Source organism: Pseudoalteromonas sp. RB2-MNA-CIBAN-0110, from assembly GCF_040309305.1.
Classification (GTDB): domain Bacteria; phylum Pseudomonadota; class Gammaproteobacteria; order Enterobacterales; family Alteromonadaceae; genus Pseudoalteromonas; species Pseudoalteromonas arctica.
In genome coordinates this window covers 1-15627 of the sequence record NZ_JBEOOQ010000002.1, presented here as the reverse complement: position 1 = coordinate 15627, position 15627 = coordinate 1, and the positions used below count along the sequence as shown (strand labels likewise).

Here is a 15627-nt window from a genome sequence, read left to right as displayed (position 1 = left end):
TTTTGATGTTGGCGTTATATTTGCAATCTCATCTAATATTAATGAGAACACTAATTAAATAGGTGCAAATAAAATGATCAGCATTCCGTCAATTGACGAAGCCGAAAAACTAATAGAAGAAAAGCTCGGAGGGTGGTTTGATGTTGTAATAAGTCATATCCCTAATTTTATAGTTGCGATACTGATCGCAATAGTGTTTTCAATATTGGCACGCTTTGCTGGCAAGCTGATGAAAAACGTATTACGCCGCTCACTCGACTCAAAACAAATTGCCGACTTAATGGCGTCAATTTTTAAAGTTATTGTGTTGTGCATAGGTTTATTTATAGCGCTCGATTTTGTTGGCTTAAAAGGCACCGTTACTTCGCTACTTGCTGGTGCGGGTATTGTGGGTTTAGCCATTGGTTTTGCGTTTCAAGACATGACCGAAAATCTAATTGCTGGTATAGCAATGGGTGTACGTAAGCCATTTAAAACAGGTGATGTAATAGAAACCGATGATGTGTTTGGTTCGATACATTCTATAAACCTACGTAACACGCTAATAGAGAGCTTTTACGGGCAACTAATACTTGTACCAAACAAAGTCTTATTTAGAAATGTACTAAAAAATTACACCACGCTAGGTATAAGACGTATAGAAGTACCTGTAGGTATTTCGTACGGCGATGACATAGAAAAAGCAAAAGACGTTATAGTCGAAAAAATTAACGAATTTGACTTTGTAATACGCAAAGACGAAACCGCCGTATACGCTGAAGGCTTTGGTGACAGCAGCATCAACTTACTGGTGTGGTTTTGGATTAAATACCCAGGCGAGCCTGACTTTATGACGGTACGCCATAAAGGTATAGTTGCCGTTAAGCAAGCACTAGACGAGGCGGACATTAGTATTCCATTCCCAATTCGTACGCTCGACTTTGGCATTAAAGGGGGCGAAAAACTCGATGCCATGATTAGCGATAAAATAAGCCAGCAGTCATCAAATAAAGACAGTAGCGACGGTGCTGACTCTAGCCAAAGTGAGTAATTTAGTTAAAGCTCATTAGGCAAAAGCATTGGGAAATAGTTACTTACCAACAGCGCATTTTTACAGAGTAAAAATGCGCTTTTTAATTAGTTCAAGTCACTTTTCTTTATTCATTAATTATTTTCTCCAGCAGATTTTGTAACGTATTTTTTATAAGGTAAGTTTCCCTTTTATCTATTTATTATGCAATTATTGGTTATACAAGGTGTATTTTTTTAGATATTAGGATTACAAACAAATGAAGTTAAAGATTAAATGGTTTACAAAAATAATTTTATTTTCAAGCCTAGTTATTAGCTTTATTTCAGTAGGTAACGAATATAATGCTAAATATGATGTGAGTTATAAATTAAATATAGATAACAATACCGCTGAAATACTTTTTCTCGATAAAAACAAAAACCTTACCTCTACATTAATCTTACCAAATAAAGCGGCATATATTGAAAAAGAGAAGTTACGAGAGTTTTGTAGCTCAGATGATGTTTTATGCCCTAGAAAAAGTTATGAAAGTAACGTTATCACTTGGTCACCTGATAATGAATATTTAGCTGTGTTTGTGGGTAATACAAAAGGGTTTTGGTTTATCCCCAGTAAAGAGATAACAAAAGCCGCATTCAATAAAAATAATGTAGTTAAAGTCGGCGTACATACTCAAAACGATAAAATAAATATTGCTCTATTTCATGGCGCGGCAGGATGGGTTGATAATCATCATTACGTTTTTTCAGCGGGTTTAAGTGGTGACAATTTTGTTTATAAGTTTAATCCAAAAACAAAGGAACTTAAGGGTTTTCCTTTTGAGCTAAATGAAGATTCTACGGTAAGCAGTTTTAAAGAAGTTTTTGTTGAAAGTTTTAATTCACAAAAAAGTAGTTTTAAATTAAGTGATGTTATTCAACAACTAGATAAATTGAAATAACTACAAAAAATAAACATAAAAAAGCGCAGCTTGTGTTGGAGTAACAAGCCGCGCTTATGAATTAGTTATACAAATAAGTTTATGTGGTGCGTATTAAATAACACTAATTTTATTACGAATGATTTTAACCCCATCCATATTTTCTAAAAACTTTTGAGCCAGTGCGCGCTGAAAACCAGTTTGTGCTTCACCGTATAAATCTACTTCCCCATTTTTTACCTGCACACGAATATCACTTAACGCTAGGTTAGGATTAGTTCGTAGGGTGTTGGTGATAGCTTGTTGTAAGTTAGGTTGAGTGGCTACACTGCTTACTACGGCCATGTTGGTTGCTGCACTTACTTTTGTAGCGCAAGCTAATAAAAATAAACAACAAAATGATACTAAAGCGATAGTTAACTTGAAGCGGTTCATAACTTAATCCTTACATTACGGTGAATAGTGCAGCCACAATATGGAAATTCCATCGGCTAGGTTATCTTTGTAGTTACAATTTCGGTGCCAATATTAACGCTATGAAATATAAGGGAATTTTATTAAGTGGGAATTCAGGTGGGCAAAAATTACATTTAAATGAGTATGAGTTACATGCTTGGGTTACATATGTAACAGGTACAAACAGCAGAGCCTGCAAGGCTTGCATTAAAAAGCCGACAAAAGTCGGCTTAGTATAAAAATGTTTTAGGTTACTTTTTCTTTTTAACCTTAGCCTTTTTCTTGGCTTTCATTTTTACTGGATCTTTACGCTTTTTAGCTGGTGGCTTAGCTTCTTTATGCTGTGGCTCAACACCTCTAATTACACGGCGTTTTAATTTTTGTTCAACGTAGCGCTCTACTTTATATAAAATACCAATATCGTGTGCTTCAACTAGCGATATTGCTATCCCTTTTTTACCAGCACGGCCAGTACGACCAATACGGTGTACATATACGTCGGCAGTACGCGGCATATCAAAGTTAATAACGTGGCTGATGTCAGACACGTCAATACCACGTGCAGCTACGTCGGTAGCAACTAATATGCTTGTTTTGCCACTGTGGAAGTTTTCCATGGCTTTCATACGTTTGTCTTGTGGCATTTCGCCGCGTAACCACGCCGCTTTTACATCATTAGTTGTAAGTTCGCCAATCAATGTTTCTAAGCGTTCGCGAGTTTTAACAAACACAATCGCTTTAGTTACGTCAGGGTTTTTTAGCGTATTAACTAATAATTCAAGTTTGTGATGATAATCGTCGGCTAAATGTACCCATTGGTGAATTTTAGCTTTTTCTTTACGTGACGATTCGGCTTCTAATAGAGCTGGGTCGTTTAATGTTTTTTCAGCAAACCTTTCTACGCTGTCACCTTCAAGTGTTGCTGAGAATAAAAAACATTGGCGACGATTTTTAGCTTCGTCACAAATACGGCTCATTTCTTTTTTGAAACCCATATCTAACATGCGATCTGCTTCATCAATAATAAGCATTTCTACGTGTTCAGCATGAAAGTTTTCGGTTTCTAGGTATTCCATTAATCGACCTGGTGTGGCGATTAAAATATCATTATTTTTTTCAAAAATTTCTTTATGCGTGCCGTAGTTAATACCGCCTGTTACTACACCAATTTTTAGGTGTGTGCGTTTAGCTAGCAGTTCACATTGTTCATGAATTTGATAAGCCAGCTCACGAGTCGGGGTCATAATGAGTACGCGCGCAAAACCAGGGTCACGACGTGGGAAATCCAGTAAGTACTGAATAGCCGGAATTAAAAATGCCGCTGTTTTACCTGTACCAGTAGGCGCAGATGCTAAAATATCGCGCCCCTGTAGTGCTTCAGGAATAGCTTGTTGTTGAATGCTGGTTGGCGTCTCGTAGCCCATTTTATTAATGGCATCGAGTAGCTTGTTATCAAGATCAAATTCAGAAAATTGCATAGAGTGTCTAAAATAAGGGACAATTACCCTGATTATACGCGCTATGCTGCGCTTGGTGAATGAAAAGGTGAAAAAATGTCTGGTTTTGTATTTAAACAATTTAAAGTTGAACACGACCACTGTGCAATGAAAGTTTCTACCGATGGCATTTTGCTTGGCGCATGGGCTAATTTAAGCGGTGCAAAGTCATTACTTGATATAGGCACCGGCACTGGCTTGTTAGCACTAATGTGTAAGCAGCGCAGTAATGAGCTTGATATAACTGCGGTAGAAATTGACGAAAGCGCCTATACCCAAGCATTACAAAATGTAGCTAATAGTCCGTGGCCAACTATAAGTATTACGCACCAAACTATTCAAAGCTTTAGTAGTGAAGTTAAATTTGACGTGGTTATCTCTAATCCACCGTATTTTAATCACAGTTTAAAAGGCGATAATGTTGCGCGTAATACCGCACGCCATACCGACGGCCTAAGTTTTGAAGAGTTAATTAATGCGTTTAAACATTTAAGCCATAGTGGTTCTCGCTTTAGCTTAATACTCCCAAGCGTTGAAGGCGCATTATTTATTGAGCTTGCTACTCAAAATGGGCTTTATTTAAATACTCATTGCCAAGTAAAAGCCACGCCCAACAAAGATATTAGCCGCAGTTTAATGACATTTAGCTACGTAAAAAGCGATATAGAATCATCAACCCTGTGTATTAGAAACTTAGATAATACCTACACTGCTGATTATATAGCCCTGTGCAAAGCATTTTATTTGAAAATGTGAAGCAATTGTAAAATAGGAACGAATAACGCAAACTGACTAAAACCTATTGTTGAGAACAGATATGGATAGTCAGTTACCAAAATCTTTTATAATTATACTTGCCGTATTACAGGCTATTGCTCTTACCCTTTTGTATAGCAGTATAGAAAATAATGTGTGGCCAGCAACAAGCCCTACATGGTTAGTCTCACTTATTACATTTTCTATGAGCTTTCCTTTATTAATGCTAATGACCGTTAATAAAAATAATATAAAAACGTCGTTGCTTTTAATCCTTCCTTTTTCCTTGTTGTTATCTTTATTGGGGGCGTATGTTGGTTTTCAGCAAGAACCTCAGGAGTATGTGAGCAATGGCGATTTAACTTCTGTTTTTATTTTTACAGTGCTTATAGCTGGCTTTAAAGGCTTAATGTACATACAGCAATTTGGCAGCTCGGTAAGTATTAGTTACAGCAGCTTATTTAAGCTGTCTTGGCGTAATTTTATAATTTTTGCAGAATGCTGGCTGTTTGTACTTATTTTTTGGGGAATTCTAAATTTAGGTGCGGCTTTATTTGATATTTTAGATATAGAATTTTTCTCTGAGCTACTAAGAAATGAATGGTTTTGGATCCCAACCTTAACGCTCGCATTTGCCTTTGCGAGTGTCATATTTAGAAAGCTTTTGAACATTGAAGATAATATCGCTTTTTTACTACAAACTTTAATTAAGTTTTTATTGCCTGTTTTATCAGTTATTTCTCTCGGTTTTTTAGCAACACTTCCTTTTACCGGGCTCAATAAATTATGGGAGACCGGAAGTGGCAGTTTATTAGTAATGTGGCTGCAGGTGCTCACGTTGTTTTTTGTTAACACTGTTTATAAAGATGACTCATCAGTACGGCCTTATCACATGCTCTTGCACCGACTCGTTTTTATAAGTGTTGCGTTACTTCCCGTTTATAGTGTTATTTCTGCCTATGGAATTTACTTACGGGTAGAGCAGCATGGGCTAACAGTAGATCGTTGTTGGGGCATTTTAATTTGGTTTTTATTGGCGTGTTTTTCGTTTAGTTATCTTGTTGGAATTATAACAAAGCGAGACAATTGGCTAGAGCCGCTTAGCAAAATAAATATTGTGATGGGGTGGGTGGTGCTCGTTAGTATGCTTGCTGTTAACTCCCCTTTATTAAATTTTCAAAGCTTATCTACAAACAGCCAAATAGCGCGTTTAGATGCAGATAAAGTAACAATAGAAAAGTTTGACTATTACTATTTTGAGCACAGCTTAGGTCGCCAAGGTTATTTAGCTATGCAGTTATTAAAACAGAAAATTGAAACGAGTCACCCAGAGCAATACGCTATCATCGATAGGATGTATGTAAATAATGAGTTTGCTTTAACGCTTGAACACACAGTCGATGATTTTATTGAGCGCAGTGTATTTTGGCCATCACAAGCGCTAATACCTCAAGGTTTAATAGAGGCAGTATTTTCTGAACAACATTTTTACGATCGTAACTCTTTAAAAGAACATACTTACTATTTCATTGGCATGGATTTAAACAAAGATGATGAACTCGATTTTATAGTGATTGACGAAAGTAATGAAAATATATCCGCATATTTCTGGTTATTCGACATGGGTAAGTGGCGCTCAAGGTATATGAATGTCGAAAATCCTGAAGAGATTAGATACCTTAAAAGCATGATTGATAATAACGAATTATCTTTAGTTGAGCCTGAATATTCAAATCTAAAAATAGGGGATGTTGTTTTTAAAGTGAGGTAATACGTAACTTTTTTTTTATGCTACTGCCCCTTAAACCTAAACTAATGATTATTAGTTTAGGTTTTTTCTTTTAGTTTTTTATTTTATGTACAGCGCTTTAATAGTGTGTTTATAAATCACCTGATATGATTTAGCCATTGGCCACTTAATTTAAAAGGCAACACAATGAAAAAGTTAAATAAATTAGCATTACTTAGCACGTTAGCTGCCACCATTTTTGCAAGCCAAGGTGTGTTTGCTGCTATTACGCCTGTAGGGCTTTGGAAAACGATTGACGAGGATACAAACCAAGCTAAGTCGTATGTACGTATTACCCAAACCAACGGTGTATTAAGCGGCAAAGTTGAAACCATTCTTAACCCGGCAAAACAAAATGATATATGTAGTAAATGCGATGATGAGTTAAAAGATCAGCCTATTTTAGGAATGACTATAATCACGGGTGTAAAAGCACAAGATGATGGTGTTTGGGGAGACGGTGAAATACTCGATCCAACAAATGGTAAAACCTACACTTTACAACTAACCCCGCAAGATGAAGGTAAAAAGCTCGAAGTACGCGGCTACATTAGCTTTTTTTACCGAAACCAATATTGGCTAAAAGTAGAGTAAGTTTTACTACTTATTTAATTACTAAACGTTAAATAATTAAGTATTAACTGAAATCATTTTTGCGCTTTGCCTTTCTTACTCACTAAGCCAGCTATATTTAATTGGCATTCAATTTTGAGTAAATAATAAAGGAAAAAAGATGATTAAGTACATAGTTGCTTTAATAATGCTTAGCGCACTGTTAATAAGCGGTGGGGCAAATGCAAAGGATGATGCTGTAAATACGGGTTGGTTTAATAACACGGCTATTAAAGGGTACGACAGCGTTGCTTATTTTACGCAAAATAAAGCCGTTAAAGGCAGCGACAAATACACGTTTAGTTATTTAGGTGCCAACTGGCACTTTTCGAGTGAAGAAAACAAAACGACATTTGCAGAAAACCCAAAGCGTTATGCACCGCAATACGGTGGTTGGTGTGCTTATGCAATGGCTGATGAAGGTAACGCTGTAGGTATAGACCCAGAAGCATTTTATATTCACGAAGGTAAGCTTTACTTAAACTATAGCGAAAGCGTGCAGCAAAAATGGTTAAGTAATTTATTACCGTACATTGTTATGGCAGATGGGTACTACCCACAAACAACCAATGTGATGACGTTTCAATAAATTACTCATATTGCTAGGGCGTGTTGATCTTTGTGGATTGAAATTTGTTCAATCTAGGGGCGATTAAATCGCGGCGCGAGGTTTGTAACCTAGTGGGCTAAGTAAAAACCGAGCAACAAAGAGTTGATCGCCCCTAAAAAGAACCCAGAGGGCAGTGCATGTTTGGCATTTATGCTGCGTTATCGCCTATTTATGGGGAATAACCACACTACATAGGCTCTGCCTTGCCTAAAAACCAAACATACTGCTGCAAATTCACCCACCAAAGATCAACACGCCCTAATTAAAAAGCCCGCAACTAAACTAGTTGCGGGCTTTTTTCTTTTTATTTATTAGCTTATTAATTAAAGCGTTTCGCCGTATTCAGTCATTACCTGTTCAACCCATGTTGCAATGCGCTCATCGCTTAGCTCGTATTGACTGTCTTCGTCGAGCGCGAGTCCTACAAACTGTTTACCATCAGGCGTTAATGCTTTTGAAGCTTCAAACTCGTAACTACTGTCGTTTGGCCAAAAACCAAGTTGAGTAAATGTTTGCGTATTTATTTCGTCGTGTAGCATGCCTAGCGCATCTTGAAACCACTGCCCGTAACCTTGTTGATCGCCCATGCCAAATAAAGCAATGGTTTTACCATTTAGGTTTACGTCGGCTATGTCGTCCCACTTTGACTCCCAGTCTTCTTGTATTTCACCAAAATCCCATGTTGAAATACCAAAGATGATAAAGTCATACTGCTCTGCATTTTTTAGTGGCTCGTCTTTAATATTGTGCAGGGTAACTATATCGGCACCAATAATGTCGCGAATCTTTTCTGCTGCCATTTCGGTGTAGCACGTAGTAGAACCAAAAAATAAACCAATTTGCATCGTATTTATCACTGTGTAATTGCCTGATATGATAGGCTCAAGTTTACCGTAAGGTATTTTTAATTGATACCTTAGCAAAGCATGAGAGCATAATGTGACAACGCTATCTGACGATTCTTTTGAAAATAATAGCAGTATGAGCAGTAATAGCGACTACCTAGAAACCTTTTTAGATAGCCTGTACTTAGAACAAGGCGTAAGCGAAAACACATTAAGTGCTTATCGCAGTGATTTAGATAAGTTTTGCCTATTTTTAAAGGGCGAAAATTTAATGACGGTAACAGGGCTTGATGTTGAAAGTTACTTAGCGCACCGAGTCGATTTAGGATTAAAACCACGCAGTACGGCACGTAGTATTAGTGCGTTAAAGCGTTTTTATCAGTACTTTGTGCGCGAAAAACTAATTAGCGACACCCCCATGCTAAATATTTCTCAGCCAAAAGCAGGGCAGTCGTTACCTAAAACACTCTCAGAGGCCGAAGTTGAGGCATTATTAAATGCGCCTAATACCGAAGAAGCGATGGGACTGCGCGATAAAGCCATGCTAGAGCTACTTTATGCAACGGGTTTGCGTGTAAGTGAGCTTGTTGGACTGCGCATGGAGCAAATTAATTTGCGCCAAGCAGTGGTGTTTGTAAAAGGTAAAGGTAATAAAGAGCGCTTAGTTCCACTGGGTGAAGAAGCCATGTATTGGCTTGAGCAATTTTTAAAGGGTGGGCGTGCGCAAATGATAAAACATGCCACCGATTTTGTGTTCCCATCTAAACGCGGAGTAGGCATGACGCGACAAACCTTTTGGCATAGAATTAAACACTATGCTATTTTGGCAGCAGTTGAGTCTCCATTATCGCCCCATACTATGCGCCATGCTTTTGCTACGCACTTATTAAATCATGGGGCAGATTTACGTGTGGTACAAATGATGTTGGGCCATAGCGATTTATCAACGACGCAAATTTATACCCATGTTGCCAATGAACGGTTAAAGTCGGTACATGCAGAGCATCATCCGCGTGCGTAAGTTTGAAAGTAAATATCATTAAGCCGGTCAATATATTAAGTATTTTTAGGATAGAGAGAAGTTATGAAAAAATTAATGTTAGCAGGTGCCATGTTGTGCACAAGTATTAGTGCATTTGCAAATGGCGTTGCTGTAACACCAGATGCTAATGATCCTATTATTACTAAATTTGCCGAGCTTGGTGTAACTGTAAAGCAAATTAACCCAAGTCCAGTAACGGGTTTAAAAGAATTGATTACTAACAAGGGCGTGCTTTACGCAAGTCCAGACGGTCAATATTTAATGCAAGGTACGTTAATTGATTTAAATAATCGTAATAACCTAACAGAGCAAGCATTAAATGGCGTGCGTGTTGAAGGTCTTAAAGAATACGAAGAATCGATGATTGTGTACAAAGCGCCAAACGAAAAACACAGCATTACTGTATTTACCGACATTAGCTGTGGTTACTGTCGTAAATTACACCGCGAGTTAGACGATTTACTTGATGCGGGTATTACCGTTAAGTACTTAGCGTTTCCACGTGGTGGCTTACAAGGTTCAGGTTACGCAGATTTAATGAATGTATGGTGTGCACGCGATCAGCAAGAAGCACTAACAGAAGCTAAATCGGGCACAAGCACTAAAGTAGTTGCAGGCTGTAGCGCACCGGTTGCAGAGCATTACCAATTAGGTCAAAGCTTTGGTATTAGCGGCACACCCGCTATTATTTTAGAAGATGGTACAATGATCCCTGGTTACCAGCCAGCAGCAGCACTAAAAGCATCATTAGAAGCTAACAAAGCGTCGTAATTAAACGCTTAGTTATTATTAAAAAGGCCTTAATGGCCTTTTTTTGTCTTTTTAATACGACTCAATAAGTTAAAACCCTGCATGAAAAAACTAATCATTGCGCGTGAAAACGTTGACGACTCGCATCTGCCGAGTAATTTACACCCTGTAATTAAACAAATTTATGCTAACCGCAATGTATTCAATGCCGAAGAGCTAAATAACAGCGTAGCTACGCTTCACGACTTTAAACTGTTTAAAGATATCGACAAAGCCAGCGACTTATTAATTGAAGCATTAAAAGCGCAAAGCCAAATATTAATAGTTGGCGACTTTGATGCCGATGGCGCAACAAGCACTGCAACATTAATGCAAGGCCTTGAGATGTTTGGCTTTAAGCATTTAGATTACTTAATTCCTGACAGGTTTAGCTTAGGATATGGCTTAAGCCCCGCGCTTGCTGAGCAAATAGTACAAATAAAACCTGATTTAGTGATCACCGTAGATAACGGCATATCGTGTATTGCCGGTATTGATATTTTAAAAGCGGTTGGCATAAAAGTGCTGGTAACAGATCACCACTTACAAGGTGAGCAGCTGCCAAATGCCGATGCAATCGTAAATCCAAATAGACATGAATGTGATTTTCCGTCTAAATCTATTGCAGGCGTTGGCGTTGCTTTTTACTTATTAATAGCGCTGAGAAGCGTAATGCGAGATTTAGGTTATTTTGAGCAGCAACCGCCGCCTAATTTAGCTAACTTGCTCGACATTGTAGCGCTTGGCACGGTTGCCGATGTAGTGGCACTTGATGCAAATAACCGTACCTTAGTACACCAAGGTTTAGCACGTATTCGCAGTGGTAAAACACGCCCAGGCATTACCGCGCTTATTGAAGTGGCTAACCGCAATGCTGCCCGCTTAAGCGCAAGCGACTTTGGCTTTTCACTTGCGCCGCGTTTAAATGCAGCAGGGCGATTAGACGACATGAGTTTGGGTATAGCGTGCTTGCTTAGCACCGATATAAACCAAGCGCGTAGTATAGCCGGCGAGCTCGATAGCTTAAACTTTGCAAGGCGCGAAATAGAACAAGGCATGCAAGCCGAAGCGCAAGCCGTGCTTGATAGACTCGCATTTAGCGACGATAACATCCCTGATGCTATTTGTTTGTTTCAAGACGATTGGCATCAAGGTGTTATTGGGATTTTGGCTGGTCGCTTAAAAGAAAAATACCACCGCCCAACAGTTATATTTGCTGGTGGCGAAAACGGTGAAATTAAAGGCTCGTGCCGCTCTATTGAAGGGCTACACATGCGCGATTTACTCGAAGGGCTTAATACAGCCGACCCACACTTGATTAATAAATTTGGTGGCCATGCCATGGCAGCCGGCTTAAGTATTAACGAGCAACACTTTAACGACTTTAAAAAAGCGTTTGATGCCGCAGTTAGCGCGCAACTGAGTGAAGAAAGTAAGCGCTGCATTGTATTTACCGACGGTGAGCTGCCAAACGACTGCTTTACGATGGAATTTGCCCAGCTATTAAAGCAATCGGGCCCGTGGGGTCAGCAATTTCCTGAGCCGGTGTTTGAGCATACCTTTGAAGTAATACAGCAGCGCATAGTAGGCGAAAAGCATTTAAAGCTCGTGTTAAAGCACCAATCTGGTCGTTTAGTTGACGCCATTGCTTTTGGTATTGATGTAAAAGAATGGCCAGATACTGAGGCGAAGTTTGTAAAAGTAGCGTACCAGCTCGATATAAATGAGTTTAGAGGTAAATTTACGCTGCAATTAATAGTTAGAGAGCTTGAAAAAGTACACTAAAAAATATGTAATATCATGCATAAAATGCTAATAAAGCGCGCGGTTTTTTGTTAAAATCGGGCGTTTTTATCATTTGACGATAATTTATTGCGAAAATCCCATTTAAAGGGGCGCAATTACCTAGCCATTTTGGAGTGATGTACATGTTTGAAGTGAATCCTGTGATTAATCAAATCAAGGAAATTCGCGAACGTACTGAATTGCTTCGGGGGTACCTTTGACTACGCTCTTAAACAAGAACGCTTAGAAGAAGTTAACGCCGAGCTTGAAGATTCAGCCGTGTGGAATGAGCCTGAACGCGCACAAGCGCTTGGCCGTGAAAAGTCAGCATTAGAAGCTGTTGTTGAAACAATCGACAACCTTGTAGCCGGTACTGATGACGTTGAAGGCTTACTTGAGCTTGCTGTAGAAGCTGAAGATCAAGATACCTTTGACGAAGCGCAAAGCGAATTAACTGATCTAAACGAGCAGTTAGAAGGTTTAGAGTTTCGTCGTATGTTTTCAGGTCCTCATGACTCAAACGATGCGTACCTTGATTTACAATCAGGTTCTGGCGGTACTGAAGCACAAGACTGGTGTAATATTCTACTTCGTATGTATTTACGTTGGGGCGAGGCTAAAGGCTTTAAAGTTGAGCTAGTTGAAGCGACCGACGGTGATGTTGCTGGTATTAAAGGCGCAACTGTCCGCTTTGTTGGCGAATACGCTTACGGTTGGTTACGCACAGAAACTGGTGTGCATCGCTTAGTACGTAAAAGCCCATTTGACTCAAGTGGTCGTCGTCATACTTCATTTGCTTCTGCGTTTGTATACCCAGAAGTTGACGATAATATTGAAATTGATATGAATCCGTCAGACCTGCGTATAGACGTTTACCGTGCATCGGGCGCGGGTGGTCAGCACGTTAACACCACCGAATCGGCGGTTCGTATCACTCACGTACCAACAAATACCGTAGTGCAGTGTCAAAACGAGCGTTCACAGCATAAAAATAAAGCCCAAGCGATGAAGCAGTTAAAAGCTAAATTATTTGAGCTTGAGCTACAACAGCAAAATGCTGAAAAACAAACGCAAGAAGATGCTAAATCTGATATTGGTTGGGGTAGTCAAATTCGTTCATACGTACTTGATGACGCACGCATTAAAGATTTACGTACAGGGGTTGAAAACCGCAATACCCAATCGGTACTTGACGGTAACTTAGATAAATTTATTGAAGCCAGCCTTAAATCTGGCCTATAACCACCAAGCTAATAAAGAGCTAAAAAATGACTGATAAAATCCAAGACGAAAACAAGTTAATCGCTGAGCGTCGCGGCAAGTTAGACGCTATACGCGAAAATTGCCCAGCCAACGGTCATCCAAACCAATTCCGTCGTGAGCATTACACGGCTGATTTGCAAGCCCAGTTTGGTGATAAGAGCAAAGAAGAATTAGTAGAGATGCAAGAAGTTGTGTCTATCGCTGGCCGTATTTTAGCAAAGCGTGGACCGTTTTTTGTAATTCAAGACATGAAAGGTCGCGTACAAGCGTATGCATCTAAAGATGTTCAAAAAGATCTTAAAGAAAAATATGGTCAACTAGACACTGGCGATATTATTGGTGTTAAAGGCGCATTAAATAAATCAGGTAAAGGCGATTTATACGTAGAAATGACTGAGTACCAACTATTAACTAAGTCACTTCGTCCGTTACCAGAAAAATTCCATGGCTTATCAGATCAAGAAACAAAGTACCGCCAACGTTACGTTGATTTAATTACTAACGAAGCAACGCGCGAAACATTCCGTATTCGTTCACAAGTAGTTGAAGGCATTCGTCGCTTTTTAGCAGACCGTGACTTTATGGAAGTAGAAACACCAATGCTACAGGTTATACCTGGCGGTGCATCTGCACGTCCGTTTGTAACTCACCATAACGCGCTTGATATCGACATGTACTTACGTATAGCGCCTGAGCTTTACTTAAAGCGCTTAGTGGTAGGTGGTTTTGACCGTGTATTCGAAATTAACCGTAACTTCCGTAACGAAGGGTTATCTACGCGTCACAATCCAGAATTCACAATGATTGAATTTTACCAAGCATACGCTGATTACATCGACCTGATGAACATCACTGAAGACATGCTTCGTACGGTTGCAGAAAACGTACTAGGTAGTGCAGTTGTAGTTAATACAACTAAAGACGAAAACGGCGAAGTAATTGACTCAGTTGAGTACGACTTTGGGCAACCGTTTACACGTTTAAGCATGAGCGATGCAATATTAAAATATAACCCTGAGTTTGATGCTGCGGTATTTAATGACCCAGAAAACCACTTTGACGAATTAAAAGCGTACGCTAAACAAGTGCACGTTAAAATTCCTGAAAATTGTGTTTGGGGCCCAGGTAAGTTCTTGTGTGAAATATTTGAAGAAACAGCAGAGCACATGCTTATTCAGCCTACGTTTATTACTGGCTACCCGTGGGAAGTTTCTCCACTTGCACGTCGTAACGACGAAAATGCATTTGTTACAGACCGTTTTGAATTTTTTGTTGGCGGTCGTGAACTTGCAAATGGTTTCTCTGAGCTTAACGATGCACAAGACCAAGCTGAGCGCTTTACTCGCCAAGTTGAAGAGAAAGACGCAGGCGATGATGAAGCAATGCATTACGATGAAGACTACATACGCGCACTTGAGTACGGCTTACCGCCAACTGCAGGTGAAGGTATTGGTATTGACCGTTTAGTAATGTTGTTTACTGATTCATCTACAATTAAAGACGTTATTTTGTTCCCGCATATGCGTCCACAAGCTGACTAAGCTTTGGGTAGAACAAAGTAAGTTAATAAACGTCGCTTAATAGCGGCGTTTTTTTTGCTTTGCATTAGTATTTTAATTAATAAGTACTACACTAAAAATTAAATGTAGTTATTAGTGCTGGTTAATGTGCAATTCAGCTTCGCTAATTTATTGTTATTGGCAGTTTTTAATATTAAAACTAACAGTGCTATAACTTTTTAGTATGATTGTTTTTTAAACATATGTTGTATTTATGTAAAGGTTTTAGCTAGAATACGCACGAAATTTACACTGCTTGGTATTTAGCAGCTAAATATAGATTCTTAAAGGACTTAGAATAATAGTATGAAAGACAAACGAGTAGATGATTTATCAGAAGAATGCACATCAGAGCAAGAAAGAAATGCTTACTACCGTGCTTGTATTGCTGAATTTCAACAATTAGGTTACCAAGAACAGTATTTGGCTCAGTTAACTGATGACTTAGTTCCTGTGCTAGGTGTTAATCCTTCAAATAAAAATACGTAACCCGCTTAAATTTCAAACTAATTACACTTTTAAACCAAGCATATGTGCAATCTATAACCATATAGTCGTTTTTGGTAGAAAAGTGTTTGACATATTTTCTGAAATCTTTATTATACGCCCCACAAGACGGAGAGGTGTCCGAGTGGCCGAAGGAGCTCCCCTGCTAAGGGAGTATAGAGTTTGTAGCTCTATCGAGGGTTCGAAT

General features: G+C 38.9%; 15 protein-coding genes. 12 read left to right on the top strand and 3 right to left on the bottom strand.

Translation table 11 applies throughout. The features are described from left to right. The first annotated feature begins 73 nt into the window (after nucleotides 1-73). Together AAEY68_RS01375 and AAEY68_RS01370 are read left to right on the top strand one after the other, a co-directional pair. Entirely contained in the window at nucleotides 74-1030 is a 957-nt protein-coding gene (locus AAEY68_RS01375; RefSeq protein WP_024592853.1) for a mechanosensitive ion channel family protein, read from the top strand. Between the two features lie 238 nt (nucleotides 1031-1268). Further along, on the top strand, nucleotides 1269-1952 hold the full coding sequence (locus AAEY68_RS01370) for a hypothetical protein (RefSeq protein ID WP_024592854.1): 684 nt from the start codon (nucleotides 1269-1271) through the stop codon (nucleotides 1950-1952). A gap of 93 nt (nucleotides 1953-2045) precedes the next feature. Here AAEY68_RS01370 and AAEY68_RS01365 read toward each other — a convergent pair whose 3' ends face one another. Both AAEY68_RS01365 and srmB read right to left on the bottom strand, forming a co-directional pair. After that, a complete protein-coding gene (locus tag AAEY68_RS01365; protein WP_010553266.1) occupies nucleotides 2046-2366 on the bottom strand; it encodes a BON domain-containing protein in 321 nt (106 codons plus the stop codon). Nucleotides 2367-2638: 272 nt separating this feature from the next. Beyond that, the gene (gene srmB, locus AAEY68_RS01360) at nucleotides 2639-3865 is read right to left on the bottom strand and encodes an ATP-dependent RNA helicase SrmB (protein WP_350585391.1); all 1227 of its coding nucleotides are present in this window, start codon (nucleotides 3863-3865) and stop codon (nucleotides 2639-2641) included. A 75-nt stretch (nucleotides 3866-3940) separates the two neighbouring features. Between srmB and AAEY68_RS01355 the strand changes: the two genes are divergently transcribed. From AAEY68_RS01355 to AAEY68_RS01340, 4 genes are all read left to right on the top strand, one after another. Beyond that, entirely contained in the window at nucleotides 3941-4639 is a 699-nt protein-coding gene (locus AAEY68_RS01355) for a tRNA1(Val) (adenine(37)-N6)-methyltransferase (RefSeq protein ID WP_024592856.1), read from the top strand. Nucleotides 4640-4700: 61 nt separating this feature from the next. Next, nucleotides 4701-6410, top strand: coding sequence for a DUF4153 domain-containing protein (locus AAEY68_RS01350; RefSeq protein WP_024592857.1), 1710 nt, complete (start codon nucleotides 4701-4703; stop codon nucleotides 6408-6410). Nucleotides 6411-6575: 165 nt separating this feature from the next. Next, a complete protein-coding gene (locus AAEY68_RS01345; RefSeq protein WP_024592858.1) occupies nucleotides 6576-7022 on the top strand; it encodes a DUF2147 domain-containing protein in 447 nt (148 codons plus the stop codon). A 139-nt stretch (nucleotides 7023-7161) separates the two neighbouring features. Continuing rightward, nucleotides 7162-7629 (top strand): YHS domain-containing (seleno)protein, encoded by a 468-nt coding sequence (locus AAEY68_RS01340; RefSeq protein WP_007583762.1) that lies wholly within the window; start codon nucleotides 7162-7164, stop codon nucleotides 7627-7629. Nucleotides 7630-7973: 344 nt separating this feature from the next. Here the strand turns inward: AAEY68_RS01340 and fldB are convergent, their stop codons facing one another. Beyond that, complete coding sequence (fldB, locus tag AAEY68_RS01335; RefSeq protein WP_002961415.1) at nucleotides 7974-8495, bottom strand: flavodoxin FldB; 522 nt, start codon at nucleotides 8493-8495, stop codon at nucleotides 7974-7976. 94 nt (nucleotides 8496-8589) lie between these two features. On the opposite strand from fldB, the gene xerD reads away from it, so the two are divergent. The 6 genes from xerD to AAEY68_RS01305 all read left to right on the top strand — a co-directional run bounded on the left by xerD (nucleotide 8590) and on the right by AAEY68_RS01305 (nucleotide 15422). Next, nucleotides 8590-9516, top strand: a complete 927-nt coding sequence (gene xerD, locus AAEY68_RS01330) for a site-specific tyrosine recombinase XerD (protein ID WP_024590718.1) — start codon at nucleotides 8590-8592, stop codon at nucleotides 9514-9516. Nucleotides 9517-9579: 63 nt separating this feature from the next. Beyond that, nucleotides 9580-10308: a bifunctional protein-disulfide isomerase/oxidoreductase DsbC gene (dsbC, locus tag AAEY68_RS01325; RefSeq protein WP_024592859.1), complete on the top strand. Its 729-nt coding sequence runs from the start codon at nucleotides 9580-9582 to the stop codon at nucleotides 10306-10308. Between the two features lie 81 nt (nucleotides 10309-10389). Beyond that, complete coding sequence (gene recJ, locus AAEY68_RS01320; protein WP_007583770.1) at nucleotides 10390-12111, top strand: single-stranded-DNA-specific exonuclease RecJ; 1722 nt, start codon at nucleotides 10390-10392, stop codon at nucleotides 12109-12111. Nucleotides 12112-12254: 143 nt separating this feature from the next. Beyond that, nucleotides 12255-13353, top strand: a protein-coding gene (prfB, locus tag AAEY68_RS01315; RefSeq protein WP_096058065.1) for a peptide chain release factor 2 whose coding sequence is annotated in 2 segments (ribosomal slippage) — nucleotides 12255-12329 and nucleotides 12331-13353 — 1098 coding nt in all. Because the reading frame shifts where the segments join, the coding sequence is not laid out codon by codon here. A gap of 26 nt (nucleotides 13354-13379) precedes the next feature. Continuing rightward, the gene (gene lysS, locus AAEY68_RS01310) at nucleotides 13380-14915 is read left to right on the top strand and encodes a lysine--tRNA ligase (RefSeq protein WP_007583775.1); all 1536 of its coding nucleotides are present in this window, start codon (nucleotides 13380-13382) and stop codon (nucleotides 14913-14915) included. Nucleotides 14916-15239: 324 nt separating this feature from the next. Next, nucleotides 15240-15422, top strand: a complete 183-nt coding sequence (locus AAEY68_RS01305; protein ID WP_010553261.1) for a hypothetical protein — start codon at nucleotides 15240-15242, stop codon at nucleotides 15420-15422. The last annotated feature ends 205 nt before the right edge of the window (nucleotides 15423-15627 follow it).

What these genes read in the sequence shown, in the direction of transcription:
- AAEY68_RS01345 (WP_024592858.1), top strand. Translation starts at nt 6,576, where the DNA reads ATGAAAAAGTTAAATAAATTAGCATTACTTAGCACGTTAGCTGCCACC.
- AAEY68_RS01350 (WP_024592857.1), top strand. Translation starts at nt 4,701, where the DNA reads ATGGATAGTCAGTTACCAAAATCTTTTATAATTATACTTGCCGTATTA.
- recJ (WP_007583770.1), top strand. Translation starts at nt 10,390, where the DNA reads ATGAAAAAACTAATCATTGCGCGTGAAAACGTTGACGACTCGCATCTG.
- AAEY68_RS01340 (WP_007583762.1), top strand. Translation starts at nt 7,162, where the DNA reads ATGATTAAGTACATAGTTGCTTTAATAATGCTTAGCGCACTGTTAATA.
- AAEY68_RS01370 (WP_024592854.1), top strand. Translation starts at nt 1,269, where the DNA reads ATGAAGTTAAAGATTAAATGGTTTACAAAAATAATTTTATTTTCAAGC.
- lysS (WP_007583775.1), top strand. Translation starts at nt 13,380, where the DNA reads ATGACTGATAAAATCCAAGACGAAAACAAGTTAATCGCTGAGCGTCGC.
- AAEY68_RS01305 (WP_010553261.1), top strand. Translation starts at nt 15,240, where the DNA reads ATGAAAGACAAACGAGTAGATGATTTATCAGAAGAATGCACATCAGAG.
- AAEY68_RS01365 (WP_010553266.1), bottom strand. Translation starts at nt 2,366, where the DNA reads ATGAACCGCTTCAAGTTAACTATCGCTTTAGTATCATTTTGTTGTTTA.
- srmB (WP_350585391.1), bottom strand. Translation starts at nt 3,865, where the DNA reads ATGCAATTTTCTGAATTTGATCTTGATAACAAGCTACTCGATGCCATT.
- fldB (WP_002961415.1), bottom strand. Translation starts at nt 8,495, where the DNA reads ATGCAAATTGGTTTATTTTTTGGTTCTACTACGTGCTACACCGAAATG.
- AAEY68_RS01375 (WP_024592853.1), top strand. Translation starts at nt 74, where the DNA reads ATGATCAGCATTCCGTCAATTGACGAAGCCGAAAAACTAATAGAAGAA.
- dsbC (WP_024592859.1), top strand. Translation starts at nt 9,580, where the DNA reads ATGAAAAAATTAATGTTAGCAGGTGCCATGTTGTGCACAAGTATTAGT.
- AAEY68_RS01355 (WP_024592856.1), top strand. Translation starts at nt 3,941, where the DNA reads ATGTCTGGTTTTGTATTTAAACAATTTAAAGTTGAACACGACCACTGT.